Origin of the sequence: Streptomyces corchorusii, assembly GCF_001514055.1 — a bacterium.
Classification (GTDB): Bacteria; Actinomycetota; Actinomycetes; order Streptomycetales; family Streptomycetaceae; genus Streptomyces; species Streptomyces olivaceoviridis.
Window position 1 is genome coordinate 81537 of the sequence record NZ_KQ948361.1, and the last position, 25336, is coordinate 106872.

General features: G+C 71.9%; 20 protein-coding genes. 8 read left to right on the forward strand and 12 right to left on the reverse strand.

The window, feature by feature from the left end:
* Positions 1–326 precede the first annotated feature (326 nt).
* From AQJ11_RS27645 to sbnA, 5 genes are read left to right on the forward strand one after another with little or no spacing between them, the layout of a single operon-like run.
* Positions 327–2903 carry a Pls/PosA family non-ribosomal peptide synthetase gene (locus tag AQJ11_RS27645; protein WP_059264854.1) on the forward strand — a complete coding sequence of 859 codons (2577 nt, stop codon included), beginning with the start codon at positions 327–329 and terminating at the stop codon, positions 2901–2903.
* A 13-nt stretch (positions 2904–2916) separates the two neighbouring features.
* Complete coding sequence (locus AQJ11_RS27650; RefSeq protein ID WP_059264856.1) at positions 2917–6186, forward strand: non-ribosomal peptide synthetase; 3270 nt, start codon at positions 2917–2919, stop codon at positions 6184–6186.
* Between the two features lie 40 nt (positions 6187–6226).
* Positions 6227–7231, forward strand: coding sequence for a TauD/TfdA family dioxygenase (locus tag AQJ11_RS27655; RefSeq protein WP_014675613.1), 1005 nt, complete (start codon positions 6227–6229; stop codon positions 7229–7231).
* Positions 7228–8298 carry a 2,3-diaminopropionate biosynthesis protein SbnB gene (gene sbnB / locus AQJ11_RS27660; RefSeq protein ID WP_059264858.1) on the forward strand — a complete coding sequence of 357 codons (1071 nt, stop codon included), beginning with the start codon at positions 7228–7230 and terminating at the stop codon, positions 8296–8298. Before AQJ11_RS27655 ends, sbnB begins: the two co-directional genes overlap by 4 nt.
* Before the next feature lie 37 nt (positions 8299–8335).
* Positions 8336–9358: a 2,3-diaminopropionate biosynthesis protein SbnA gene (gene sbnA / locus AQJ11_RS27665; protein ID WP_014675611.1), complete on the forward strand. Its 1023-nt coding sequence runs from the start codon at positions 8336–8338 to the stop codon at positions 9356–9358.
* Positions 9359–9434: 76 nt separating this feature from the next.
* Here the strand turns inward: sbnA and AQJ11_RS27670 are convergent, their stop codons facing one another.
* The 9 genes from AQJ11_RS27670 to AQJ11_RS27710 all read right to left on the reverse strand — a co-directional run bounded on the left by AQJ11_RS27670 (position 9435) and on the right by AQJ11_RS27710 (position 19465).
* Positions 9435–10622: an MFS transporter gene (locus AQJ11_RS27670; protein WP_059264860.1), complete on the reverse strand. Its 1188-nt coding sequence runs from the start codon at positions 10620–10622 to the stop codon at positions 9435–9437.
* The gene (locus AQJ11_RS27675) at positions 10622–11125 is read right to left on the reverse strand and encodes a GNAT family N-acetyltransferase (RefSeq protein ID WP_014675609.1); all 504 of its coding nucleotides are present in this window, start codon (positions 11123–11125) and stop codon (positions 10622–10624) included. Before AQJ11_RS27675 ends, AQJ11_RS27670 begins: the two co-directional genes overlap by 1 nt.
* A 1-nt stretch (position 11126) precedes the next feature.
* Complete coding sequence (locus tag AQJ11_RS27680) at positions 11127–12341, reverse strand: type III PLP-dependent enzyme (protein ID WP_059264863.1); 1215 nt, start codon at positions 12339–12341, stop codon at positions 11127–11129.
* Entirely contained in the window at positions 12338–13627 is a 1290-nt protein-coding gene (locus tag AQJ11_RS27685) for a DUF6271 family protein (RefSeq protein ID WP_059264865.1), read from the reverse strand. Before AQJ11_RS27685 ends, AQJ11_RS27680 begins: the two co-directional genes overlap by 4 nt.
* The gene (locus AQJ11_RS27690) at positions 13624–14655 is read right to left on the reverse strand and encodes a phytanoyl-CoA dioxygenase family protein (RefSeq protein WP_014675606.1); all 1032 of its coding nucleotides are present in this window, start codon (positions 14653–14655) and stop codon (positions 13624–13626) included. Before AQJ11_RS27690 ends, AQJ11_RS27685 begins: the two co-directional genes overlap by 4 nt.
* Before the next feature lie 105 nt (positions 14656–14760).
* A complete protein-coding gene (locus AQJ11_RS27695; RefSeq protein ID WP_059264867.1) occupies positions 14761–16272 on the reverse strand; it encodes a glycoside hydrolase family 3 protein in 1512 nt (503 codons plus the stop codon).
* 8 nt (positions 16273–16280) lie between these two features.
* A complete protein-coding gene (locus AQJ11_RS27700) occupies positions 16281–17111 on the reverse strand; it encodes a carbohydrate ABC transporter permease (protein WP_014675604.1) in 831 nt (276 codons plus the stop codon).
* Positions 17108–18106, reverse strand: coding sequence for a carbohydrate ABC transporter permease (locus tag AQJ11_RS27705; RefSeq protein ID WP_059264869.1), 999 nt, complete (start codon positions 18104–18106; stop codon positions 17108–17110). Before AQJ11_RS27705 ends, AQJ11_RS27700 begins: the two co-directional genes overlap by 4 nt.
* A gap of 78 nt (positions 18107–18184) precedes the next feature.
* The gene (locus AQJ11_RS27710; protein WP_014675602.1) at positions 18185–19465 is read right to left on the reverse strand and encodes an extracellular solute-binding protein; all 1281 of its coding nucleotides are present in this window, start codon (positions 19463–19465) and stop codon (positions 18185–18187) included.
* 302 nt (positions 19466–19767) lie between these two features.
* Here AQJ11_RS27710 and AQJ11_RS27715 point away from each other — a divergent pair, with 302 nt between their 5' ends.
* The gene (locus AQJ11_RS27715; RefSeq protein WP_059264871.1) at positions 19768–20586 is read left to right on the forward strand and encodes a GntR family transcriptional regulator; all 819 of its coding nucleotides are present in this window, start codon (positions 19768–19770) and stop codon (positions 20584–20586) included.
* A gap of 19 nt (positions 20587–20605) precedes the next feature.
* Here AQJ11_RS27715 and AQJ11_RS27720 read toward each other — a convergent pair whose 3' ends face one another.
* The 3 genes from AQJ11_RS27720 to AQJ11_RS27730 all read right to left on the reverse strand — a co-directional run bounded on the left by AQJ11_RS27720 (position 20606) and on the right by AQJ11_RS27730 (position 22704).
* Entirely contained in the window at positions 20606–21034 is a 429-nt protein-coding gene (locus tag AQJ11_RS27720) for a DUF6299 family protein (RefSeq protein WP_059264873.1), read from the reverse strand.
* 144 nt (positions 21035–21178) lie between these two features.
* Complete coding sequence (locus tag AQJ11_RS27725) at positions 21179–21577, reverse strand: RidA family protein (protein WP_058082355.1); 399 nt, start codon at positions 21575–21577, stop codon at positions 21179–21181.
* A complete protein-coding gene (locus tag AQJ11_RS27730; RefSeq protein WP_059264875.1) occupies positions 21574–22704 on the reverse strand; it encodes an acyl-CoA dehydrogenase family protein in 1131 nt (376 codons plus the stop codon). Before AQJ11_RS27730 ends, AQJ11_RS27725 begins: the two co-directional genes overlap by 4 nt.
* Positions 22705–22912: 208 nt before the next feature.
* Here AQJ11_RS27730 and AQJ11_RS27735 point away from each other — a divergent pair, with 208 nt between their 5' ends.
* Both AQJ11_RS27735 and AQJ11_RS27740 read left to right on the forward strand, forming a co-directional pair.
* On the forward strand, positions 22913–24505 hold the full coding sequence (locus AQJ11_RS27735) for an AMP-binding protein (RefSeq protein ID WP_014675596.1): 1593 nt from the start codon (positions 22913–22915) through the stop codon (positions 24503–24505).
* A 15-nt stretch (positions 24506–24520) separates the two neighbouring features.
* Positions 24521–25333, forward strand: coding sequence for a PaaX family transcriptional regulator (locus AQJ11_RS27740; protein ID WP_059264877.1), 813 nt, complete (start codon positions 24521–24523; stop codon positions 25331–25333).
* The last annotated feature ends 3 nt before the right edge of the window (positions 25334–25336 follow it).

Here is a 25336-nt window from a genome sequence, read left to right on the forward strand (position 1 = left end):
GTCTCGTTCGCGTGCCCCTTGGACGAGACGGCGACCCGATGTCTGACAGGAGCCGCGTGTGACACGGGTCACCGCCGCGGGACAGCCCCCGGCGGCGCTCCGGAGGGCGGCTGGATCGGCCGGGGCGCCGCCGTTCGGGTGAGGTGTGGCGGGGGCCGCGCCGCGCGGAAACCAAGGAATACGGACACATCGGCGCTTCGGGGCGATGGGAATGGAACGGTGCGAAGTGGCAGCCTGCTGTCCGCCTCGCCAGACTGAAACCGATGGTTCCCGATCAGGAACCGTCCGGCCGGCCATTGGCGATCCTTACGTCCTCAGGAGATGTAATGGTGGAGCAGTCCTCCGAGGTCCCGATATCCCGGCCCGATGATCCTGCCGTCACCCTGAGCGACATCGGGTCCGACAGGCTGCGGACCGAGCGGAAACTCGCGGAAACACTGGCCGAGGTCACCGGCTGCGACGACGTTCCGGCCGAAAGTAACTTCTTCAACGACCTCGGTGCGAATTCCCTGGTGATGGCCCAGTTCTGCGCACGGCTGCGGAAAATCCCGGATCTTCCCTCGCCGTCCATGCGGGACATCTACCGGCATCCCACGATTCGGAGTCTGACGGCGGCCCTCGTACAGACCGCTCCCGCCGATACGGCCACACCCTCGCCGGAACCCACGCGTCCCTCCGCCGCGGTGACGCGCACGAGCCCCGCCCACCATCTGCTGTGCGGGACGGCCCAGCTGCTGATCTTCCTGGTGTACTCCCTCGTCTGGGGATTCGTCACCGCCCGGGGATACGAGTGGATCGCCGCCGGTTCCGGATTCGTCGGCATCTATGTGCGGGCGCTGCTGTTCGGCGGCATAGGCTTCCTCGCCCTGTGCATATTTCCGGTCATCGCGAAATGGCTGCTCGTCGGCCGCTGGAAACCGGGTGATTTCCCGATCTGGGGGCTGGCGTATCTGCGCTTCTGGTTCGTGAAGGTGCTGCTGCACGCGAATCCCATGGTGTTCTTCGTCGGGACCCCGCTGTACGTGCTGTACCTGCGGGCGCTGGGCGCGCGGATCGGCAAGGGCGTCACGATCCTCTCCCGCTCCGTCCCGGTCTGCACCGACCTGCTGACGGTCGGCGCCGGCACGGTGATCCGCAAGGACACGTTCTTCCTCTGCTACCGGGCCCACGCGAGCCGGATCCAGACCGGCCGGGTCACGCTGGGCCGGGACGCGTACATCGGTGAGAAGACCATCCTGGACATCGACACCTCGCTGGGCGACGGCGCGCAACTGGGCCACTCCTCCGCGCTGCACAGCGGCCAGGCGGTGCCGGACGGCGAGCACTGGCACGGCTCCCCGGCGGAGCCCACCCAGGTCGACTACCTGCGGGTCCCGCCGGCCAGGTGCGGCACCGCGCGCCGGTTCTGGTTCGGTGGCCTCACGCTGGCGCAGACGATCTTCCTGTACCTGCCGCTCACCCTCGGCGGCGTGTACATGCTGTTCACCGAGGTCCCGGCGATCGGCAAGCGACTCAATCCCGAGACGGCGGTGCTGACCCGGCCGGAGCTGATCCCGGACGCGCTCGGCGTCTCGCTGGCCCTGTTCTCCGGCTTCCTCGTCCTGGGCCTCGTCGTCCAGTACACCGTTCCCCGGCTGCTGGGTCTGTTCGTCAAACCCGACCGGGTGTATCCGCTCTACGGATTCCACTACACCCTGCACCGGACAGCGGCGCGCATGACGAACGTCAAGTTCTTCCCCTGGCTCTTCGGTGACAGTTCGTACATCGTGCATTATCTGCGCGGGCTCGGCTACAACCTGTCACGGGTGGAGCAGACCGGCTCCAATTTCGGCACCGAGATGCAGCACGAGACGCCTTTCATGGTCAGGGTCGGCAGCGGAACAATGGTGGCCGACGGACTCTCCGTCATCAACGCCGACTATTCCAGCACGTCCTTCCGGGTGTCCCGGGTGGAGATCGGGCCGCGCAATTTCTTGGGGAACAACATCGCCTATCCCGTGGGGGGCAGGACGGGTGAGAACTGCCTGCTCGCCACCAAGGTGATGATTCCCCTCGACGGCGAGGTACGGGAAGGCGTGGGCCTGCTCGGTTCGCCGTGTTTCGAGATTCCCCGCTCGGTGGACCGGGACGCCCGGTTCGACCATCTGCGGGAAGGCGACGAACTGCACCGCCAGCTCAGCGCGAAGAACCGCTACAACCTGCGCTCGATGGCCCTGATGCTGTGCATGCGCTGGTTCCTCGTCTTCGCGCTCACCCTGTTCGGACTCGTCTCCGTGGACCTGTACGGCGTGGTCGGGCACGTGGTGATCGCCCTGTATCTGGCCATGACGCTCGCGTTTTCCACCGGCTATTACATCCTCGTGGAGCGCTGCCTGCTGAGGTTCCGCGCGCTCACCCCCCAACTGTGTTCCATCTACCACCCGATTTTCTGGTGGCACGAGCGCGTGTGGAAAATGCCGAGCCACTATCTCAACATCTTCAACGGGACTCCCTTCAAGGCCCTGGTCTGGCGACTGCTCGGAGTGCGCATCGGCCGCCGGGTGTTCGACGACGGCTGCTACATCACCGAACGCACCCTGGCCACCATCGGCGACGGGTGCACCCTCAACGCCGGCAGCAAGATCCAGTGCCATTCCCAGGAGGACGGCACGTTCAAGTCCGACGGCACCACGCTCGGCACCGGCTGCACGCTGGGCGTCGGCGCCCATGTGCACTACGGCGTGACCATGGGCGACGGCTCGGTGCTGGCAGCCGATTCCTTCCTCATGAAAGGCGAGGAAGTCCCCCCGAACGCTCAGTGGGGCGGCAACCCGGCCGTGGACATGTCCGGGGCCGGCAACCGGCCCGGCGGCACGGTCCGGGCCCTGGAAGCGACCGACGCCCCCGCGTCCGTCACGAGGTGAGGAAGGCCATTCGATGGGAACGCGCGTGGAAGCGGCGGTGGAAGCCGACCGGGAGTTCTGGAGCCGTGTGCTGACCGCGGGCGGCAGCACCGCCGTGCCGCGGTGGGTCAGGGAGCCGGTTCCGGGAGCGTCGGAGCAGGAGACGCAGGTCCCGGACGACGTGGTGACCTCGGTGCGCGCACTGGTGCGGCGGTCGGGACTGCCGCTGAGCGCGCTGCTGCTGGCGGCGCACGCCAAGGTGCTGGCCGCGCTGTCCGGCGAGCGCGAGGTGGTCACGGGGTACGCCGCCGGAGTGCGCGGCGAGCCGCTGCCGTGCCGGCTGACCGTGCCCCCCGGGTCCTGGCGGGCCCTGGTGTCGGCCGCCGAGCGCGCCGAGGCGGAGGTGCTGGCGCACCGGGAGTTCCCGGTGCCGGAACTGCGGCGGGAACTGGGGGTCACGGAGCCGTCGTACGAGGTCGTGTTCGGTCCCATGGACGCGGAGGAGGACCACCACGACGACGGGGTGCTCCAGGTGCGCTGGTGCGACCTGGGCGGCCGGCTGAAGCTGCGCCTGCGGTACCGCACGGACGTGCTGGACGCGGAGAGCGCGGACCGTATCGGCGGCTACCACCTGAAGGCGCTGCGGCTGCTGGCGGCCGATCCGGACGCCGACCACACCCAGCAGAGCCTGCTGTCGGCGGTGGAGGTGCGGGAGCAGCTGGAAGGGCTGGCGGGGCCGCACCGGGCGCTGCCGGACGCACGCGCGCACGAACTGTTCGAGCAGCGGGTGCGGGCGCATCCGCAGGCGGTGGCCGCGGTGCACGGCGAGCGGGAGTGGACGTACGGGGAGCTGAACGCGCGGGCCAACCGGCTGGCGCGGGCGCTGCTGGCGCGCGGGCTGGGCCGGGAGGACGTGGTCGCCGTCGTCACCGAGCGGAACCTCGACTGGCTGGCGGCGACGCTGGCGGTGTTCAAGGCGGGTGGCGCGTACCTGCCGATCGAACCGCACTTCCCGGCCGGCCGTATCGCGACGACGCTGTCGCGGGCGGGGTGCCGGCTGGTCCTCACCGAGTCCGGCAGCACCGGGACCCTGGACGAGGCGCTGGCCACCGTGCCGGACGCCGAGAAGCTGCTGGTCGAAACGGCGTACGCGGAACCGCACGCCGACGACGACCCCGGGGTGCGGGTCGACCCCGGTCAGCTCGCCTACCTCTTCTTCACCTCCGGCTCCACCGGCGAGCCGAAGGGCGCGATGTGCGAGCACGCGGGCCTGCTCAACCACCTGTACGCCAAGATCGACGACCTGGGGATCGGCGAGGGGTCCGTGGTGGCGCAGACCGCCCCGCAGTGCTTCGACATCTCCCTGTGGCAGCTGGTGTCCGCGCTGCTGGTCGGCGGGCGCACCCTGCTGATCGGCCAGGACGTGGTCGTGGACGTGGAGCGGTTCGTCGACACGCTGGTGCGGGGCCGGGTCGCCGTGATCCAGCTCGTGCCCTCCTACCTGGAGGTCGTGGTCTCGTACCTGGAACAGCGCCCGCGGGCGCTGCCGGACCTGCGGTGGGTGTCGGTGACCGGCGAGGCGCTGAAACGGGAGCTGGTGCAGCGCTGGTTCGCGCTCCAGCCGGGCATCAGGCTGCTCAACGCCTACGGGCTGACGGAGACCTCGGACGACACCAACCACGAGGTCCTGGACGGCGTCCCCGACCGCGTGCTGCTGGGGCGCGCGGTCAACAACGTGCGCGTGTACGTCGTGGACGAGCAGCTCGCGCTGGTGCCGCTGGGCGCTCCCGGGCTGATCGCGTTCTCCGGGGTCTGTGTGGGCCGGGGCTACGTCAACGATCCCGAGCGGACCCGGGAGGCCTACCGGACGGACCCGTACCGGCCCGGGGAGCGGCTGTACCTGGGCGGTGACTGGGGGCGCTGGCACCCCGGCGGCAAGCTGGAGTTCCTCGGCCGCCGGGACAGCCAGGTCAAGATCCGCGGCTTCCGGATCGAGATCGGCGAGATCGAGAACACCCTGCTGCGGGTGGACGGGGTGCGCGACGGTGCGGTGGTCGTGGTCGAGCGGGGCGGCGGGAACACGCAGCTGATCGCCTTCCACTCCGGCCGGCGTCACGAGCCGGACGTGCTGCGCGAGGCGCTCGCGGCGGCACTGCCCGCCTACATGGTCCCGGCGGCCTTCCACTGGCGGGAGCGCCTGCCGCTGACCGCCAACGGCAAGATCGACCGCAAGGCCCTGACCGCCGAGGCCGCGCGGACGGGCGCCGGACCCGACGCGGCGGCCGGCGCGGACCGGGACGCGCTCAGCCCGGCCGAGCGGCGGCTGGCGGCGGCCTGGGCCGAACTGCTGGGCGTGCCCGAGCACCGGATCGGCCGCACGGACCACTTCTTCGACTCGGGCGGCACCTCCCTGTCGGCCGTCAAGCTCAGCATCGCGCTCGACCGCGCGGTCTCCCTGCGGGACATCACCCGGCACCCCGTGCTCGCCGACCTGGCCGCCCTCCTCGACGGCGCCGCCCGGCGGCGTCCGGAGCTGCTCCAGCCGCTGTCGGAGGGGGACGGCGCCCCGGAGTGCGCGCTGGTCTGCTTCCCGTACGCGGGCGGCAACGCGGTGAACTACCGGCCGCTGGCGGCGGCGCTGGCGGGCAGCGGCCCGGCGGTCCTCGCGGTGGACCTGCCCGGCCACGACCTGGCGGCGCACCGGGAGCCGTTCGCGTCGATCGCGGACGTCGCGGCGCGGGTCGCCGACGAGGTCACGGCGCGCGGCCTGACCCGGGTCATGCTCTGGGGCCACTCCTCGGGCGCCGCACCGGCCCTGGAGACGGCGAGGAGGCTCCAGGAGCGCGGTGTGCGGGTCCCCCGGGTGTTCCTCGGAGCACAACTGCTCGGCACCGCCGAGGACCGCGCCGCCGCCGTCGCCGAGCTGACGGGCCTGAGCGACGCGGAGATCGCGGCGCGGCTGGCCGCGGACGGCGGCTACACCGAGCTCGCCGAACTGAACGCGCGGCACGCCGAGCACATCGGTGCCGCCTACCGGCACGACTGCGTGTCCGCCCACCGCTACTTCCAGGCGGTCCTGCACGCCCCGCCGCCGGTGAAGCTGGCCGCGCCGGTATCGGTGGTGGTCGCCGCCGACGACCCGCACACCGCCGGCCACGCCGACCACCACCGCGACTGGCTGCTCCTGGCGGAGCACGTGGACCTCCACGAACTGGCCGACGGGGGCCACTACTTCCTCCGCACCCGCCCGGCCGAGGCCGCGCACGCCGTCGTGAGCGCGGCCGTCCCCCTGGCCTCCACCTGACCCGTGCGTCCACGCGACGGGCGACCGAAAGGAAACCGAGATGCCGTCCTCATCCCTGGCAGCACCGCTCGACGTGGAGCTGCGGCCGGACAAACCCGCGCTGGTGCGCGTGGACCGGCCCGCCGACGTCGCGAGCTGGGCGGCCGAACACCGCGAGGCGTTGCGGGCCCAGGTCACCGAGCACGGGGCGCTGCTCGTGCGCGGGCTCGGCCTGAAGGACGCGGACCAGGTCGGTGCCGTCTTCGCGCGGCTGGCCGGGACGCTCATGCCGGAGCGGGAGGCCTTCGCCCCCCGGGAGGACCACGGCCACGGCCTGTACTCCTCCACGCCCTGGCCGGCCAACCAGCCGATGTGCATGCACCACGAGCTGAGTTACCCGCTGGAGGTGCCCGGCCTGCTGCTGTTCGCGTGTCTGACCGCGCCCGAACAGGGCGGGGCGACCGCGGTCGCCGACGCCGAGCAGGTCCTGGAGGCCCTGCCGGCCGAGCTGACCGAGCGGTTCGAGCGGGAGGGCTGGCTGCTGACCCGCAGCTACAACGAGGAGATCGGGGCGTCCCTGGCGGAGTCGTTCGGCACCGAGGACCGTGCCGGGATCGAGCGCTACTGCCGGGCCAACGCCATCGACTTCCAGTGGCAGCAGGACGGGTCGCTGCGCACCGAGCAGCGCCGCCGCGCCGTCGTACGGCACCCGGTCACCGGCAGGCGGTGCTGGTTCAACCAGATCGCGTTCCTCAACGAATGGACGCTGGCCCCGGAGGTGCGCGAGTACCTGGTGGACGAGTACGGCGCCGACAGCCTGCCGTTCAACACCCGGTACGGCGACGGCAGCCCGATCGGCGAGGACGTCGTCCAGCTGCTGAACGCCACCTACGAGGAGCACACCCGGCGCGAACCCTGGCAGGCGGGTGACCTGATGCTCGTGGACAACATCGGCTCCGCGCACAGCCGGGAGGCGTTCACCGGCGACCGGCAGGTGCTGGTCGGCCTGGCCGAGCCGCGGCGCCTGGCCGATTCCCTTCCCACGGAGGAGGCGAGCCGCCGATGACCGACATGCTGTCGACCGCCACCGAACCGGACACGCCCCACGCGGAGTCCGTGCCCTCCTTCGCGGTGATCTCCGGCAAGCAGGTGGAGCAGGCCCTCGGCGGGCGCGAGAAGGAGCTGGTGGACCTGGTGGAGGCCACCTACCGGCTGCACGGTGCCGGGGACTCGGTCAACCCGCCCTCGTACTTCCTGCGCTTCCCCGACCGTCCGACGGCCCGGATCATCGCGCTGCCCGCCTCCATCGGCGGTCCGGCGCGGGTGGACGGCCTGAAGTGGATCTCCAGCTTCCCCGACAACGTGCGGACCGGGCTGCCCCGGGCCTCCGCGGTGCTGATCCTCAACGACCACGACACCGGCTACCCGTTCGCGTGCCTGGAGAGTTCCGTCATCAGCGCCACCCGGACCGCGGCCTCCGCGGCGCTGGCGGCCGACTGGCTCAGCCGCACCCGGAGCCGCCCCCGCCGCGTCGGGTTCTTCGGCACCGGGCTGATCGCCCGGTACATCCACACGTTCCTGGCCGGCTCCGGCTGGACCTTCGACGCCGTCGGCGTGCACGACGTGTCCCCCGACAGCACCGCGGGCTTCTGCGGCTACCTGCGCCAGGCGGGTGCCACCGGTCACGTCACCGTCCACGACAGCGCCGAGGACCTCGTCCGCTCCAGCGACCTGGTGGTCTTCGCCACCGTCGCCGGGCGGCCCCATGTCACGGCCCCCGGCTGGTTCGCCCACAACCCCCTGGTGCTGCACGTGTCACTGCGCGACCTCGCGCCCGAGGTCCTGCTCGCCTCGGCCAACTTCGTGGACGACGTGGAGCACTGTCTGAAGGCGGACACCTCCCCGCACCTGGTCGAGCAGCGCACCGGGAACCGCGACTTCCTCAACGGGACCCTGTACGACGTGCTGCAAGGACGGGCCGCCCCGCCCCACGACCAGCCGGTGATCTTCTCGCCCTTCGGCCTGGGCGTCCTCGACCTGGCCGTCGGCAAGTACGTCTACGACCAAGTGGCCAGGGCGGGAGAACTCCGCCTCATCGACGACTTCTTCCACGATCTGCGCCGGTACGGCTGAGGCCGTTGCCCTCAGCCCTGGGACCAGGAGGCCTGCCGTGCCCGTCATCTCCGCTCCCCACGCCTTCAACGAAGGAAGTCTCTTCGTCGACCTAGAGTCGATTTTCGGACACCGCCTCTACCTCAAGTGCGAGGGCTTCAACTTCGCCGGCTCCATCAAGTTGAAGGCCGCGAAGGAGATGGTGGAGAGCGCCGAGCGGGAAGGATCCCTGACGCCCGACTCCATCCTCGTGGAGTCCTCGTCCGGAAACCTGGGCGTCGCGCTCAGCATGATCGCCGCCAGCAAGGGCTACCGGTTCCTGTGCGTGACGGACCCCCGGTGCAACCTGTCGACGAAACTGCTGATGGAAGCCCTCGGCAGCCATGTGCACGTCGTGACCGACCTGGACGCGGGCGGCGGCTTCCTGGGCACACGGCTCGAATACGTCCGCTCGCTGTGCGCGTCCGACGACCGCTACGTGTGGCTCAGCCAGTACACCAACGCGGGCAACTGGCGGGCGCACTACCGCACGACGGCGCCGGAGATCGCCGTCCACTTCCCGCGCCTGGACGTGCTGTTCCTCGGGACCGGCACCGCCGGGACGCTGATGGGCTGCGCCCGCTACTTCCGCAAGTGGCACCGGCCGGTGCGGATCGTCGCCGTGGACAGCGTGGGCTCGGTGGCCTTCGGCGGCACGCCCGGCCGCCGGATGATCCCCGGCCTGGGCATGAGCATGCGCCCACCGCTGCTCGACGAGGAGTACGTGGACGAGGTGGTCCGGGTGGAGGAGGCGGACACCATCCGCACCTGCCACCGCCTGGCCCGACGCGGCTTCCTGTTCGGCGGCTCCACGGGCACCGTGGTGAGCGCCGCGACGGACTGGCTGGCCCGGCACGGCACCCGTGACCTCACGGCGGTGGCGATAGCCCCCGACCTCGGCGAGCGCTACCTCGACACCATCTACCAGAGCAACTGGCTCCAGGACCTCTACGGCGAGCACCTGCTGGACTCCGCCCAGATGTACACCGCCTGGGAGGAGAACTCCGCGTCACGCACGCCGGGGCGCCGCCACAGAGCGTAGGGAAAGGACGGTTCAGCGGAAGTACGGCGCCGCCCCCGTCACCCCGGGGGCGGCGCCGTAACACGCCTGCTCCGGTTCAGCCGACCGGTTCCGGGGTGCGGGCCCGCCACGGGATCCGGAAGGCGGTCGCCGTGACGATCAGGGCCGAGGCCGCCACCGTGGCCATGCCCACGGTCAGGTTCGCCACGCCGGCGACGAAGCCGATCAGGGCCGGACCGGCCAGCAGGCCGACGGTGCCCATCGCGGCGACCAGCGCCAGCGCGTCCGCGCCACGGCCGGCCGCCGCCACGTACACGCACGGGGTGACGGCCGCCGCGCCGAGGCCGACGCAGGCGAAGCCGAGCAGCGTGGGCACCACTCCCCCGGCGAGCAGCGCGAGGGCGAGGCCCACGGCGGCCACCGCGCTGCCGGCCCGCACCACGCGTCCGTCTCCCCAGCGGGTGCGCCAGCGGTCCGCCCAGGCGCGGGCCAGCAGCATCATCACCGAGACGACCGCGATGCCGAGCGGGGCGACGGTCGCCGACGCCTTCACGACGTCCTTCAGGTAGAGCGTCGACCAGTCGTTCATCGCGCCCTCGGTGATCGTGCCGAAGGCCATGGCGCAGCCCATCAGGAGGGTCGTGCCGGAGGGCAGGGCGCGACGGCCGCGGCGCTTCGGCCCGTCCGCGGCCGAGGGCTCCGGCTCCCGGTGCGTCAGCAGGCCCGGCCGGGCGCCGCCGAGCAGGAGCAGCAACAGGGTCCCGGCCACGGCGAAGTGCGCCGGAACGGACGCGGTCAGGGTGGTCACGCCGGAGGCCAGCAGGGCGGCGGCGAGCAGCCCGCCGCTGAAGGTGGCGTGCAGCTGGGACATGGCCGTACGCCCGTGGGCGCTCTCCAGCGCGGCGCCCTGCGCGTTCATGGCCACGTTGAGGCAGCCGACCGCGACCCCGTCGGCGCACACCGCCAGCAGCGCGAGCGGGTAGTCCGGTACGGCGGACAGGGCGGCCAGGACGGCGATCAGGGCCGCGGCGGAGACGAGCGACAGCAAGCGGGAACCGAGCCGCCGCATCAGGACGGCGACCAGCGGGAAGGAGGCCGCCGCGCCGGCCCCGCAGGCCATCAGCAGCAGGCCCACCTCGCCGGCGCCCAGGTCCAGCCGGGTCTTCAGCGCGGGCAGCCGGGACACCCAGGTGCCGTACTGGAAGCCGAGGAAGCAGAACAGCGCCGCGATCGACCACTTGGCGCGCTGGAAGGAGGGCGGGGTGGGTGCGGTGGGTGCGATCATCAGCTCGCCTTCCGCAGGACGGCGACCCGGGCCGACATGTACACCGCGCCGCTGCCGTAGCCGGCCGGCACGCGCGCCTCGTGGTGGGGGCGGTAGCCGTTGGCCTGCCAGAAGGGTTCCTTGCCGGCGAGCGCGACCAGCGACATGGTCGCGAAGCCCCGCGCGCGGGCGGCGTCCGTGAGGTGCGCGACCAGTCGGGTGCCCAGGCCCCGGCGCCGCAGTGGCGCGCTGACGACCAGGTCGTGCAGGTGGAGGTTGGTGGCGTGGTGGGCGACCTGTTCCGGGCGGGAGAGGTCGGGACAGTGCAGCCGCGGGTACGGCAGGGCGAGGACGTAGCCCGCGATCCGGCCGTCGAGGTCCAGGACGAAGCTGGTGCCCGCCGGGGCCCGGGACCGCAGGCCGGCCTCGCCCTCCGTGAGCGAGGTGTCCGTGTACGCCCCGGCCTCCAGGGCGGCGACCTGGGGCCAGTCGGCCTCGGTGATGCCCCGTATGAGGCCCGTCATCTCAGTGGTGTCCTTCCTCGCGGGTGCACTCGGTCGGCAGCGGGCGGATGCCGTTGAACCCCTGGGTCATGTAGCTGCTGGCGTAGGCGCCGGCGGCGAGGATCCGGACCGGGTCGCCGGAGCGGACGGACCGGGGCACGCGCACCGGGTACCGGCCGCCGCCGTAGGCGTCGTCGCTGTCACAGGTGGGTCCGGCGACGATCGCGGGGACGTGCTCCTCCGTCTCCCGCCCCGGGAAGACCAGCGGGTGGGTGACCTGGTCCATCTCGTACAGGCCGTTGTACTTGCCCACGCTCAGGTACAGCCAGCGGGCCCGCCCGCCGTCCGGCTGCGTCCGCTCGGTCAGCCGGACCACGTGGGCGCGGATCACGCCGTGATCGGCCACCAGGTGGCGCCCCGGCTCCAGCACGAAGTCGAGCGGGGCGGCGGCCAGCGCGTTCAGGCGTTCCATGCCCTCGCGGAGCACGGCGAAGATCTTGTCCAGCGGCGGGTCGAGGGGGTTGCCGCGCCGGTCGAGATAGCCGAGCGCGGGCAGCCCGCCGCCGAGGTTCACATGGTCGGGTACGATCCCCCGCCCGGCCAGCGCCGTCAGGGTCGCGGCGAGGGTGTCCAGGGCCTGCTGCCAGGCCTCGCCAGTCATCTGCTGCGAGCCGACGTGCACGGACAGGCCCGCCGGGACGAGGCCGGCGGCGCGGGCGGTGCGCAGGACACGGACGGCGTCGTCCGGTGCGCACCCGAACTTGCGGTTCAGGCCCCACAGGGCGCCGTCCCCGCTGGTGGCGAGGCGGCAGAACACACGGGCGCGGGGCGCGTGCGCGGCGATGGCGGTGACGTCCTCGACGCTGTCGGTGGCGAACGTGCGGACACCCAGGCGGTGGGCCTTGGCGATGTCCTGGTCCGACTTGATGGTGTTGCCGTAGTGGATGTGGCCGGGGTGCGCACCGGCGCGCAGGGCTTGCTCGATCTCGGCGGGGCCGGCCGCGTCGAATCCCGCTCCGCGGGCGGCCAGGGTGCGCAGGACGTCGTCGACCGGGCAGGCTTTGAGGGCGAAGCGGACGCGGGTTCCGGGCAGTTCTTCGCGCAGGGTGTCGTATTGGCGCTCTATGCCGGTGAGGTCGTAGAGGAGGCGGTCCGGAGTGGCACGGAGTGCCGTCGTGCGGCTGCCGGTCCCTCGCGGTCGAGCGCGCTGTTCCCCGCGCCCCTCCGGGGCGCTCATGTGCGGGCCGCCTTGATCAGTGCCGGCCAGCATTCGGTCAAGTGGGCGAAGTCCTCGATGTCCCGTTCGGCCTGGTCGAGTAACCCTCCCCGTTCCGCCCGGAGCCGGTCCGCGAAGGCCGCGTACCGACCGCCCAGTTTGCGGTAGGCGGTGTCGACCCGGTCCAGGCGCCAGATGTTCTCGGCTCGGTCCAGGGCCGTGCTCTCGCGCAGGAAGTCCACGATCCGGCCGGGGCGGACCCGCTGCCGCTCGTCCAGCAGACCCGCTCCCTCGGCCGCCATCCGGTCGTACACGTCGTGGAAGTACAGCATCGACAGCAGGAACTTCACGAACCGGCGCTGGTAGGCCGGGAAGCCGGTGTCGGTGCGGCGTTCGGGGGTGTGGAAGTTCTCGATGTGGCGGTTGTGGAGGATGCCGGGCAGGCCCGCGTCGTGGACGAGGTGGAGGAGGAAGTAGTCGCTGCCGATGGTGTCGGTGGCGGGCGGGAGCGGGACGCGCTCGTACACCGCGCGGTCGAAGGCGACGTTGCACATGTCGACGCGCATCGGGTCGACCAGGGTGAGGGTGGAGTGGTCCCCGGTGAAGGCGGCGGTGCCCGCGCCGGTGAAGGACTCCTCGACCAGCGCGCGCCTGCGGTCCTCCGGCCAGTCGCCGGGCGCCCAGAGGGCGACCACGTCGTGGTAGACCGCCTCGTCCAGGCGCCGTATCTCCTCGATGTCCACGGAGAGTTCGCCGATGAAGGAGGCTCCGGCCAGGGAGACCGGGCGGTGGGCCAGTGCCGGGTCGAGGTCGGTGCGGGTGACGGCGGCCGAGGCCTCGGCGGCGGGGCGGCCGAGCCAGGGCAGCTCGTGGTGGACGGGGAACACCGGTCGGCCGGCGTGCAGTTGGTAGGTGCTGTCGGAGTCGCGGCGGTGCACCGAGTCGCAGCCGAGGGCGGCGGCCAGCAGGAAGGCGCGGTTGGTGCAGGCGCCGTAGGAGACGGCGGGCGGGAGCATGAGGCGCAGCAGCCGGTCCGGCTCGGGCAGGCCCGCCTTCCGGATGACCCGGCGCAGGAAGTCCCGCTGGGCCTCCTCGTCGTAGTGGTGGACGGTCACGCCCTGGTGTGCGGGCAGGGCGGCGACCGTGCGGGTGTGCCCGGTCCGGGTGCGGTCGTCGGCGGAGTCCAGGATCAGCAGTTGGACGTCGGCGCCGAAGTGCCGCGCCGCGTAGGCGGCTTCGGCGTGCAGGGCGGTGATGGTGGCGGAGCAGGCGCGGTTGGTGGGCAGGGTGAGGCAGACGCGGTTCACCGGGCACCTTCCGCGGCGGCCCAGGAGTCGAGGCCGAGCAGCTTGCGCCCCAGGTCGTTCAGTGCGGCGGGGCCGTAGCGGAGGGCTTCGGGCACGCGGGCGTCGCCGAGCAGGGTGGCGTTCCAGTCGGGGGTGGCGAGGGTGCGCCAGGACTCCGTGCGGGAGTCGCGCAGGGCCGTGTGCTCCTCCAGCGCGGGCATCATCGACAGGTACTGGACGGCGCGGACAGCCTGGTCGGAGAGGTTGGGCGCCACGCCGTGGGCGAGCAGTCCGTTGAAGATCAGCAGGTCGCCGGCCTGGAGGTCGGGGCGGACCACCGGGAACTCGGCGCGGTCGGTGTTCGGGCGGACCGGGTCGCGGCCGGCCGGCTGGGCGACGCGCCATTCCTCGAAGCGGCGGAAGAGTTCGGGCGCGCACTGGAAGCCGCCGAGTTCGGGGCGGGTGTCGGTGAGGGCGATGATGCCCTGCACCCGCTGCGGCAGGACGGCGAGGGTGGTGTCGACGTCCCAGTGCAGCTCGATGTCGAAACCCTCGTCGGTGGCTTCGATCAGGGAGCGGGAACGGGTGCGGATGTTGGGCGGGTTGAGGTTGAGGCGGTCGAGGGTGACCCACAGTTCCGGGCTGTCCCAGACGTCCACGAAGGCGTCGTAGACGCGCTGGTTCTGCCGGCTGTCCCAGATGAGCTGGTGGTGGTAGGCCTCGACGAAGCCGTAGATGTAGAGGTGGCGGTCGAGTTCGGAGCGGAACTCCGGCTCCTCGTACCAGGTGTCGGGGCGGTCGGGGTCGAGTCCCTGGAACTCCCAGGCGAAATGGAGGAGTTCCTTGGCCTCGCCGGGCGTGATGGCCTCGCGCACGACGACGTAGCCGTACGTCTGCCAGAAGGCGAAGTCCTCCTCGGAGAGCACGCGCAGCGGCTGGGTCTTCTTCAGCTCGCGCAGCGGGGTCGGGGCGAGGTAGGTCTCGCCGTCCGCGCTGAAGTAGGGGCGGCCCGTCGCCGCGCGGTGCAGGAAGGGGTGGGGCGTCTGCATGCGATTCCTCTGGAACTGGAGCACGAAGGGGTGCGGTGGAGATCCGGGAAAAGAGCACGATCGAGTGGGCCGCCCGCTGCGGCGGGCGGCCGGTGAACCCGTGGGTCAGCCCGCGACGACGGCTTCGGCCGCCGCGACACCGCAGACACGTGCGGCGCCGTAGGTGGCGATGTGCAGGGCGCCGCGCGGCGGGGCCTGGGGCAGGCCCATCTCGACCACGACGGTGTCGGGCCGGGCGGCGAGCAGGGTGTCGAGCGCGGAGCGCATCCAGTCGTGGCGGTGTTCGTCGCGGACCACGGCGACGATCCGGCGACCCTCGGCCGCGGCGAGGACGGCGGCGCCGGCGCCGTCCCCGGTGAAGGAGCCGGAGGCGCTGCCGGGCAGCCGCCCCTTGAGTTCGTCGGCGACGCCCCAGGGGGTCTGGTCGCCGACGGCGATGTTCGGCGCGGGGTTGAACTGGGCGACGTACACCGGTCCGGTGACCGGTGCGGCGGCGCCGGTGCGGGTCACGCTCAGCGCGCGGCGGGCCGCGACCAGGCCGATCCGCGGGTCGGCCGGGGTCCTCTCCGCGTCGCCGCGGGCCGCGACGGTCCAGGCGGCCAGGCCGCGGACCCGGGCCGCCGCGTCGGCGAGCCGTTCCTCGGGCAGTTCACCGGAGCGTACGGCGGCCACGAGCGCGTCCCGGAGCTTCAGCACGGTGCCCTCGTCGCACAGTCCGCCGCCCACGCAGATGGCGTCGGCGCCGGCCGCGATGGCGAGGACCACGCCGTGCTCCAGGCCGTAGGTGCCGGCGATCGCCCGCATCTCCATGCCGTCGGTGACGATGAGGCCCTGGTAGCCGAGTTCGCCGCGCAGCAGGTCGGTGAGGACGCGCCGGGACAGGGTGCCGGGGCGGTCGGGGTCCAGGGCGGGGACGAGGATGTGGGCGCTCATGATCGCCCGGGTGCCGGCGGCGATGGCCGCGCGGAACGGGGGCAGTTCCCGCGCGTACAGGGTGTCGGCGTCGACGTCGATGCGGGGTACGGCGTGGTGGGAGTCGACGTTGGTGTCGCCGTGGCCGGGGAAGTGCTTGGTGCAGGCGGCGACGCCGGTGGACTGGAGGCCCTCGACCCAGGCGGCGGTGTGCCGGGCCACCAGGTCGGGGCTCGCGCCGAAGGAGCGGACACCGATGACGGGGTTGTCGGGGTTGGCGTTGACGTCGGCGGAGGGCGCCCAGTCGAAGGTGACGCCGCAGGCGGCCAGGCGGCGGCCGAGTTCGCGGGAGACGGCCCGGGTGAGGTCGGGGTCGTCGACGGCGCCGAGGGCGTGGTTGCCGGGGAAGGAGGAGCCGGTGCGCACGTCGAGGCGGGTGACGTCGCCGCTCTCCTCGTCGATGGCGACCAGCAGGTCGTCGCGTTCGGCCCGCAACTGCCCGGTGAGGGCGGTGACCTGCTCCTCGCTGACGACGTTGCGGCCGAACAGGGCGACGGAGGCGAGACCCTCGCCGATGCGGCGGCGCACCCAGTCGGGCGCGGTGGTGCCGTCGAACCCCGGTTGCAGCACCGCGAGGGCGTCCCGGGTCAGGGCGTCGCCCGCGGCGGAGCCGCCGCCGGACGCGGTGGTGGCGATGGTGGTCATCGGGGGCGTCATCCCTTCACGGCGCCGTCGGTCAGACCGCTGACAGCCTTGCGTTGCAGGAAGATGAAGAGGATCAGGATGGGCAGCGCGAACAGGGACGAAGCGGCCATGGTGGCGCCCCAGTCGTCGCCGAAGGCGGTCTGGAACTGGGACAGCCACAGCGGCAGGGTCTGCTTCTCGATGTCCTTGTTGAGGATCAGGACGAGCGGGAACTCGTTCCAGGCGGTGACGAAGCCGAACAGCGAGGTCGCCATCAGACCGGGTGCGAGCAGCGGGAAGATCACCTTGACGAAGGCCTGGGTGCGGGTGCAGCCGTCGACCATCGCCGACTCCTCCAGCTCCTTGGGCACGGCGGCGACGTAGCCGCGCAGCGTGAGGAGGGTCAGCGGCAGCACCATCATCGTGTAGAAGACCGTGAGCGGGACCAGACTGTTGAGCATGTCGTTGTCCCGGACGATCAGGTAGATGGCGATGATCATGACCTCCCAGGGGGCCATCTGCGCCAGCATGAACGTCACGATGAGGCCGCGCCGGCCCTTGAACCGCATCCGTGCGAGGGCGAAGGCGGCGAGCAGGGCGATGACGAGCGAGAAGACGACCGACAGGACCGTGACGGTGACGGAGTTGACGACCAGGGTCCAGAAGTGGTCGGCGTCGACGGCCTTCTTGAAGTGTTCGAGGGTGGCGTCGGTCGGGAACCACACCGGGTCCTCGGAGATGATGTCGCCGGTCGGTTTGAAGGCCGTGGCGAACATCCAGTACACGGGGAACACGAAGCCGACGAAGAGGACGACGGCGGTCGCGTTGGGCCAGAAGCGGCCGAAGAGCGAGCGCTTCACAGCTCGTCCTCCTCTTGCTTGAGCACCATGCGCAGGTAGTACGAGGTGATGACGAGCAGGACCAGGATGGTCAGGAAGGAGATGGCGGCGCCGACTCCGAAGTGCTGGTTGCCGACGCCTTCGACGTAGGCGTAGATCGGCAGGGTCTCGGTGAGGTGGTCGGGGCCGCCCTCGTTCATCGCGAAGATCTGCGGGAACGCCTTGAAGATCCAGATGACTTCGAGGAAGGTCGTGGCGTACAGGAAGGGCCGCAGGAAGGGCAGGGTCACCGAGGTGAAGCTCTTCCACGCTCCGGCGCCGTCCAGGGAGGCCGCCTCGTACAGCTCCCGGGGGATCGTGGTGGTCGCGGCGTAGAGGTTGATCGCCACGAAGGGTATGGACTGCCAGACGAGGAGCAGGGTGATCACGGCGAAGGTGGAGAACTGGGTCTGGAGCCAGTTGTGGTCGGCCATGGAGTGCCAGCCGAGCTTGTCCAGCACCCAGTTGACGACGCCGAAGCGCTGGGCGAACAGCCACTGGTAGACGGTGGTGGCCGCGATGACCGGCATGGCCCAGGCGAGGACGAGACCGATCATCAGCAGCAGCCGCATCTTCGCGCCGAGGCGGGCCAGCAGCAGGCCGACCAGGGTGCCGAGCACCATGATCAGTGCGACGTTGACGGCGGTGAAGAAGACGGAGCGCTCGACGACGCGCCAGAAGTCCCCGCCGCTCAGCACCTCCTGGTAGTTGTCGACGCCGTTCCACTCCGTGAGGTGCTGGATGAGCTGGCGCGGGTTGAGGTTCTGGAACGACAGCACGCCGTTCTTGACCAGGGGCCAGCCGAGCAGCACCGCGGTGGCCAGCAGCGCGGGCAGCAGGAGCAGGTAGGGGGCGGCGGCTGCGCGCCGGGACGGGGCGCCGGTGGTGCGGCTGTCACCGCGCGGCGGGGCCGGCACCCGGGCCTTGCGGACAGCGGGCTCCCCGGCCGTGTCCGTGCCTTCGGTCTGCACTGACATGAGTTGCCATCTCTTCCGTGGCCGTACGGACGACACTGGTGAGCCGGGGGCGCGAGCGCGGCGCCCCCGGCGCGGTCATCAGTTCTGCTGGGCCAGGCGCTTGTTGATCTCGCCCTCGACCTGCTTGGCGGCGTCCGCCGGGGACTTGCCGTTGAGCACGGCCGTCATGTACGACTTGATCGGGTTCGGGTTGTTCTCCACCGCGCCCCACTCGGGGATCAGCGGGGTGGTGCCGCCGACCGCGGCACCCGGAGCGATGGCCTCGGCGACGACGTTGCCCTTGAGGTTGGTCTCCAGGGACTTCTTGTTCGGGATGACGCCGTTGAGCTTGGCCAGTTCGCCCTCGTACTGGTCGGAGAGGGCGATCTTCAGGAACTCCTTGGCCAGGGCCTGCTTCTTGCTGCCCTCGGCGACGGCGAGGTTGGAGCCGCCGAGGAAGACGCTCTCGGGCTTGTCCGCGGTCTCGCCCGGGATGGGGAAGTAGCCGAGGTCCTTCTCGATGGCCTTGTTGGCGGTGACGGCCGTACCGGCCTCCCAGCCCATGCCGATGAAGGCGCCGGTCTTGCCCTTGGCGAAGACCTCGGCCTGCTGCGGGGTGGCCTCGTCCTTGTCCTTGGGGGCCTTGGAGTAGGACTGGTACTTCTTGTAGATCTCCATGGCCTTGGCGACCTTGGGGTCACCGAGGTTGGAGACGTACTTGTCGCCGTCCTTCTTCACCAGGTCGGCGCCCTGGCCGATGGTGAGGCCGTCGAAGAAGTACCAGTTCTGGCCGGGCAGGTAGATCGGCTCGGCGTCGGTCTTCTTGCCGATGGTCTCCAGGTCCTTGAAGAACTCGTCCCGGGTCTTCGGGGTGTCCTTGATGCCGGCCTTGGCCCAGATCTTCTTGTTGTAGATGACGACGCGGCTGGTGAAGTACCAGGGGGCGGCGTACTGCTTGCCGTCGTAGACGGAGGACTGCGAGACCGACGGCGTCCAGTCGGCGCCGATCTCCTTCTTGAGGTCGCTCAGGTCGGCGAGGCCGCCGGTGACCGCGTAGGCCGGGGTCTGGGTGTTGCCGACCTCCAGCACGTCCGGCGGGGTGGACTCGGAGAGCGCGGTGGTGATCTTCTGCTGGATCCCGTCCCACTTCTGCGTCTCGAACTTCAGCTTGGCGCCGGTCTTCTTCTCGAACGCGGCCGTGACGTCCTTGACCCACTGGTCCGGCGTGGAGCCGTCCATCGCCCAGACCGTCAGGGTCTGGCCCTTGAAGCTGTCCGGTCCCGCGTTCTTGCCGCTGTCGTCGCCGTCGTCCCCGCCGCACGCCGACACGGAGACCATCATGCCCGCGATCACGATCGCGGCCGCAAGCTTGCGCTTCACGCCACCCTCCTCAGGGATGCCACTAACCCCCCACGCCCTCGGCGGTGACCTGCGTACGACGCTGTTGCACGTAGGGCTCGGGACCTGGCCACTAATGGTGTAGACCAGTACGGTGGAGCTTGGCCTAGACCTTTTGGAGTGTCAAGGGTGGTTCGGAAAGCCGGTCCGGGCCGTTACGAGAAAGTCACCGGAGCGCGTCCGTCCGCATTCCGGCCCTTTCGCCCGGAGCGTTCAGTTGGACTAGACCATAGGGCAGTTGGTCGCTATAACGGGAGCCCATCGACACAGCCGGGAAGGCAGGCATGACCACCGACGTCAGCAGCGCCCAGCCGCACAGGGGGGCGTCCGGCCGCACCGCGCGCGTGCCGAAGTACTACCGGATCAAACAGCAGCTGCTCTCCATGGCCGAGGCACTGCAACCCGGTTCGGCCATGCCCGCGGAACGTCTGCTCGCCGTCCGGTTCGACACCTCGCGGACCACCGTCCGGCAGGCGCTCCAGGAACTCGTGGGCGAGGGCCGGCTCGACCGGATCCAGGGCAAGGGCACCTTCGTCGCCCAGCCCAAGCTGTACCGCACACTGCAACTCACCTCCCACACCGAGGACATGAGGGCCCAGGGCCTCACGCCCGCCTCGCAGACGCTCGACATCGGGGAGGTCCCGGCGGACGAGAAGCTGGCGGGCCTGCTGGGCATCGGGATCGGCGAGAAGGTGCTGCGCATCGAGCGGCTGCGGCTGGCCAGCGGCGATCCGATGGCGATCGAGACGACCCATCTGTCCGTACGCCGCTTCCCCGGACTGCGCCGGTCCCTCGCCACTTACCCGTCGCTCTACACGGCGCTCGCCGAGGTGTACGGCGTCCATCTCGCCGAGGCCGACGAGACCATCGAGACCTCGCTGTCGACCCCGCGCGAGGCACAGCTGCTCGGCACCGACGTCGGGCTGCCGATGCTGCTGCTGTCCCGGCACTCGCGGGACGCGGCGGGCACCCCGGTGGAGTGGGTGCGCTCGGTGTACCGGGGTTCCCGCTACAAGTTCGTCGCCGCCCTGCGCCGGCCGGGCGCCCCGGTGGTCCGGCGCAGGACGGCTCCGCCGGACCCGGACGGGACCGGCAGCGTCTGACGGGAGGCCGCGCCCGGCGTCACTCCTGGGTGAGCGTGACGGTCCGGTCCGTCGCCGCGTGGAAGGCCGGCAGCAGGAGGATGCCCGAGGGGCGCAGCTCCGTGAGCGTGGCCTCCACCCGTGCCGTCCCCTCCTTCAGCGCCCCGGCCGTGACCTTGCCTGAGTTCTCCCAGCGGTGCTCGGCGCCGTCGCACCGGGCGGTGCCGCCGCCGACGCCGTGCCGGAGGCGGGCGTCGCCCTGGCTGACCGAGGAGCTGACGAACACCGGGCCGGTGCCGCCGGTGCAGCGGTAGGTGCCGGACAGCGTCACCGTGCCGTCGGGCGCGATCCGGCCGACGGGGTCGACGGTGATCAGCTCGGAGGGGTCGGCGCAGGCCGGGGCGACGGCGGCGCACAGCAGGGCCGCGGCACCGAGGGCCGCGGCGAGGAGGGGGCGGCGTACGGGCATGGGGTACCTCCCGGATCCAGGGGTTCGAGGGCTTCCACTGGTACCGGGCGGCCGGTCCGGCGGCCGTGACCGTCACCCCATCGGTGGCGCGTCATGAAACCGAACGGGCCAGGTCACGCGGGTTGCCGCCGGGCGAGAGACCTTCTAGGGCAGTACGGCGAACCCGTCCAGCTCCACCAGCGCCCGCTCGTCCCACAGGCGGACGACCTCCACGACGGCCATCGCCGGGTAGTCGCGGCCCGCCGACTCCCGCCAGATCCGGCCGAGTTGCCGCGCGTGGGCGCGGTACGCGGCGACGTCCGTGGCGTAGACGGTGACCCGGGCCAGGTCGGCGGGGGTGCCGCCGGCCGCGCGCAGGGCGGTGAGGAGGTTGCCGAGGGCCTTGGCGAACTGCTCGGGCAGCGTGTCGCCGGTGATCTTGCCGTCGCCGTCCAGGGCGGTCTGCCCGGCGAGGAACACCACGCGGGAGCCGGCCGCGACGACGGCGTGCGAGAAGCCCGTGGGCGGGGACAGCCCGGGCGGGTTGACGCGTTCGGTCGTCACCGTGCCTCCTTCTGTGCCGTGGCGTACAACTCCTTGGCGATGATGCCGCGTTGGACCTCGCTGGCGCCCTCGTAGATGCGGGGCGCGCGCACCTCGCGGTAGAGGTGTTCGAGGAGGTGGCCGCGGCGCAGGGCGCGGGCGCCGTGCAGCTGGACGGCGGTGTCGACGACGTACTGCGCGGTCTCGGTGGCGAGCAGCTTGGCCATCGCGGCGCGCCGGGGCACGTCGGCGGCCCCGGCGTCGTACGCCGCCGCCGCCGCGTACACCATGAGCCGGGCCGCCTCGGTGCGCAGGGCCATCTCGGCGACCTGGTGGGACACGGCCTGAAGGTCCCTCAGCCTGCCGTGGAAGGCCTCGCGCCGGCTGGTGTGGTCCACGGTGGCGTCCAGCGCGGCCTGGGCCATGCCGACCGCGAAGGCGCCGACGCTGGGGCGGAAGAGGTTGAGGGTGCCCATGGCGACGGCGAAGCCGCGGTCGGGCTCGCCGAGCAGATCGGCGGCGGTGACGGGCACGGCGTCGAAGTCGAGGGCGCCGATGGGGTGCGGCGAGATCATCTCCAGCGGGTCGCCGGTGAGTCCGGGCCGGTCGGCGGGGACGAGGAAGGCGGTCACCCCGCGGGCGCCGGCGCCGGGCGTGGTGCGGGCGAAGACGGTGTAGAAGTCGGCCTCGGGGGCGTTGGAGATCCAGCACTTGGCGCCGGTGAGCCGCCAGCCGTCGCCGTCCGGCTCGGCCGCGAGGGTGAGCGCCGCCGCGTCCGAGCCGGCGCCGGGCTCGCTGAGCGCGAAGGCGGCGACCGCGCTGCCGTCGGCGACCCGGGGCAGCCAGTGCTCCCGCTGGGCGGGGGTGCCGTGGGCGTGCACCGGGTGGGCGCCGAGCCCCTGGAGGGCGAGGGCGGTCTCGGCCTCGGTGCAGGCCTGGGCCAGGGACTCCCGCATCAGGCACAGGTCCAGCGCACCGGAGCCGAACAGTCGCGCGAGCAGGCCGAGCCGGCCGAGTTCGGCGAGGAGCGGCCGGTTGACACGGCCGGGTTCCCCTTGGCCGGCGAGCGGGCGCAGCCGTCCGGCGGCCAGCTCGCGCAGCTCGGCGCACCAGGCGGTCTGCTCCGGTCCGAGTGAGAATACGGACACAGCCGGTCCTCCCTCCGGGGCGGGCCCGCGGCCGTCCCCACGCCCTTCCCTACCCACCTCGTGACGTTATCGCGCACAGTTGACTGCCGTCACCGACACGATACGCTGGGGGCGCCCCCTCTGGGGGAGCGCGAGCCCACCAGGAAGCCCGTTCGGACATCCGTCCCGGATGTCGCGGACCTCTGTCACGGCAAGGGGGCGGACCGCCATGCATCGCTCGGCCCACGTCGACACCTTCGCGCGCGACCATCTGCCCCCGCCGCACGAGTGGCCCGAGCTGCGGTTCGACCTGCCGGAGCTGCGGTACCCCGACCGGCTCAACTGCGCCGCCGAACTCCTGGACCACGCCGACCCGGCCCGCCCGGTGTTCCACACCCCGGACGGCCCCACCTGGACCTACGGGGAGCTGCGCGCGCGGGTCGACCGCATCGCGCACGTGCTCACCGGCGCCCTGGGCGTGGTCCCGGGCAACCGGGTGCTGCTGCGCGGCCCGACCACGCCCTGGCTCGCCGCCTGCTGGCTGGCCGTGCTGAAGGCGGGCGCGGTCGCGGTCACCGTGCTGGCCCAGCAGCGCCCGTACGAGCTGGCGACCCTGTGCGAGATCGCCCGGGTCGGGCACGCGCTGTGCGACGTCCGGGTGGTGGACGACCTGGCGAAGGCCGCGATACCCGGGCTGCGGATCACGACCTACGGCGGTGACACCCCCGACGACCTCCTGCGCCGGCCGGCCCCCGCCGATCCCTACCCGGCGGTCGACACCGCCTCCGACGATGTCGCCCTGATCGCGTTCACCTCGGGCACGACGGGTCGCCCGAAAGGGTGCATGCACTTCCACCGGGACGTGCTGGCGATAGCCGACACGTTCTCCCGGCACGTGGTGCGCCCCCAGGGGGACGACGTCTTCACCGGCAGTCCCCCACTGGGCTTCACCTTCGGCCTCGGCGGACTGGTGGTCTTCCCGCTGCGGGCCGGCGCCAGCGCCCTGCTCCTGGAACAGGCGGGCCCCCGGCAACTGCTCCCCGCGATAGCCGAGCACCGCGTCTCGGTCCTCTTCACCGCGCCGACCGCCTACCGCACCATGCTGGAGGAGCTGGACACGTACGACGTCTCGTCCCTGCGGCGCTGTGTGTCGGCCGGCGAGAACCTGCCGACGGCCACCTGGCGGGCCTGGCACGAGCGCACCGGCCTGCGCGTCATCAACGGCATCGGCGCCACGGAACTGCTGCACGTCTTCATCTCCGCCGCCGACGAGCGGATCCGGCCCGGGACCACGGGCCTGCCGGTGCCGGGCTGGCAGGCGCGCGTCCAGGACGCCGATGGCAGGCCCGTGCCCGACGGCGAGCCCGGCCTGCTGGCCGTGCGCGGCCCGGTCGGCTGCCGTTACCTCGCCGACCCCCGGCAGCGGGACTACGTCCGGGGCGGCTGGAACATCACCGGCGACACCTACGTCCGCGAGGCCGACGGCTACTTCCGCTACGTGGCCCGCGCCGACGACATGATCATCTCCGCCGGGTACAACATCGCGGGCCCGGAGGTGGAGGAGGTGCTGCTGCGCCATCCGGACGTGGCCGAGACGGCGGTCGTCGGCCGCCCCGACGAGGCCCGCGGCCAGGTGGCGATCGCCTACACGGTGCTGCGCGCCGGTGCCCCGCGCGACGCGGCGGCGCTGCGCGCGTTCCTCACCTCCCAGCTTGCGCCCTACAAGTGCCCGCGCGAGTTCGTCTTCCTCGACGCGCTGCCCCGCACGGCCACCGGCAAGTTGCAGCGGTTCCGGCTGCGCACCGGAGGTGACCAGCAGTGATGCCGACGACCTAAAATGATCAACGTGTCCGAGCAGCACGCCCCCAGGTCCCTCATCGTCACGCTCTACGGGGCGTACGGCCGCTTCATGCCCGGCCCGGTGCCCGTCGCCGAGCTGATCCGGCTCCTGGCCGCGGTCGGCGTGGACGCTCCCTCCGTACGGTCCTCGGTGTCCCGGCTCAAACGGCGCGGCCTGCTGTCGCCGGCCCGCACCGAGTCGGGCGCGGCGGGATACGAACTGTCCGCCGAGGCGCGGCAGCTGCTGGAGGACGGCGACCGGCGCATCTACGCCGGCGCGCCCGTCGCGGACGAGGGCTGGGTGCTCGCGGTGTTCTCGGTCCCGGAGTCGGAGCGGCAGAAGCGGCACGTGCTGCGCTCCCGGCTGGCCGGCCTGGGCTTCGGCACCGCGGCCCCGGGGGTGTGGATCGCCCCGGCCCGGCTGTACGAGGAGACGGAGCACACCCTGCGGCGGCTGCGCCTGGACGCGTACGTGGACTTCTTCCGCGGCGAGCACCTGGGCTTCGCGGCCACGGCCGAGGCGGTGGGCCGCTGGTGGGACCTGGCCGCGATCGCCAAGGAGCACGAGCGTTTCCTGGACGCGCACGCGCCCGTGCTCCAGTCCTGGGAGCGGCGGCCGGGCACCCCGCCCCAGGAGGCGTACCACGACTACCTCCTCGCCCTCGACTCCTGGCGCCACCTCCCCTACACCGACCCGGGCCTGCCCACCCACCTCCTCCCGGCGAACTGGCCGGGCGTCCGCTCGGCCCAGGTCTTCCGCCGCCTGCACGAACGGCTGCGCGACGCGGGCGCGGAGTTCGCGGGGCTGTGACCC

What these genes read in the sequence shown, in the direction of transcription:
- AQJ11_RS27680 (WP_059264863.1), bottom strand. Translation starts at nt 12,341, where the DNA reads ATGAGCGCCCCGGAGGGGCGCGGGGAACAGCGCGCTCGACCGCGAGGG.
- AQJ11_RS27655 (WP_014675613.1), top strand. Translation starts at nt 6,227, where the DNA reads ATGCCGTCCTCATCCCTGGCAGCACCGCTCGACGTGGAGCTGCGGCCG.
- AQJ11_RS27645 (WP_059264854.1), top strand. Translation starts at nt 327, where the DNA reads ATGGTGGAGCAGTCCTCCGAGGTCCCGATATCCCGGCCCGATGATCCT.
- AQJ11_RS27690 (WP_014675606.1), bottom strand. Translation starts at nt 14,655, where the DNA reads ATGCAGACGCCCCACCCCTTCCTGCACCGCGCGGCGACGGGCCGCCCC.
- AQJ11_RS27670 (WP_059264860.1), bottom strand. Translation starts at nt 10,622, where the DNA reads ATGATCGCACCCACCGCACCCACCCCGCCCTCCTTCCAGCGCGCCAAG.
- AQJ11_RS27705 (WP_059264869.1), bottom strand. Translation starts at nt 18,106, where the DNA reads ATGTCAGTGCAGACCGAAGGCACGGACACGGCCGGGGAGCCCGCTGTC.
- AQJ11_RS27675 (WP_014675609.1), bottom strand. Translation starts at nt 11,125, where the DNA reads ATGACGGGCCTCATACGGGGCATCACCGAGGCCGACTGGCCCCAGGTC.
- AQJ11_RS27720 (WP_059264873.1), bottom strand. Translation starts at nt 21,034, where the DNA reads ATGCCCGTACGCCGCCCCCTCCTCGCCGCGGCCCTCGGTGCCGCGGCC.
- AQJ11_RS27650 (WP_059264856.1), top strand. Translation starts at nt 2,917, where the DNA reads ATGGGAACGCGCGTGGAAGCGGCGGTGGAAGCCGACCGGGAGTTCTGG.
- AQJ11_RS27715 (WP_059264871.1), top strand. Translation starts at nt 19,768, where the DNA reads ATGACCACCGACGTCAGCAGCGCCCAGCCGCACAGGGGGGCGTCCGGC.
- sbnB (WP_059264858.1), top strand. Translation starts at nt 7,228, where the DNA reads ATGACCGACATGCTGTCGACCGCCACCGAACCGGACACGCCCCACGCG.
- AQJ11_RS27740 (WP_059264877.1), top strand. Translation starts at nt 24,521, where the DNA reads ATGATCAACGTGTCCGAGCAGCACGCCCCCAGGTCCCTCATCGTCACG.
- AQJ11_RS27735 (WP_014675596.1), top strand. Translation starts at nt 22,913, where the DNA reads ATGCATCGCTCGGCCCACGTCGACACCTTCGCGCGCGACCATCTGCCC.
- AQJ11_RS27695 (WP_059264867.1), bottom strand. Translation starts at nt 16,272, where the DNA reads ATGACCACCATCGCCACCACCGCGTCCGGCGGCGGCTCCGCCGCGGGC.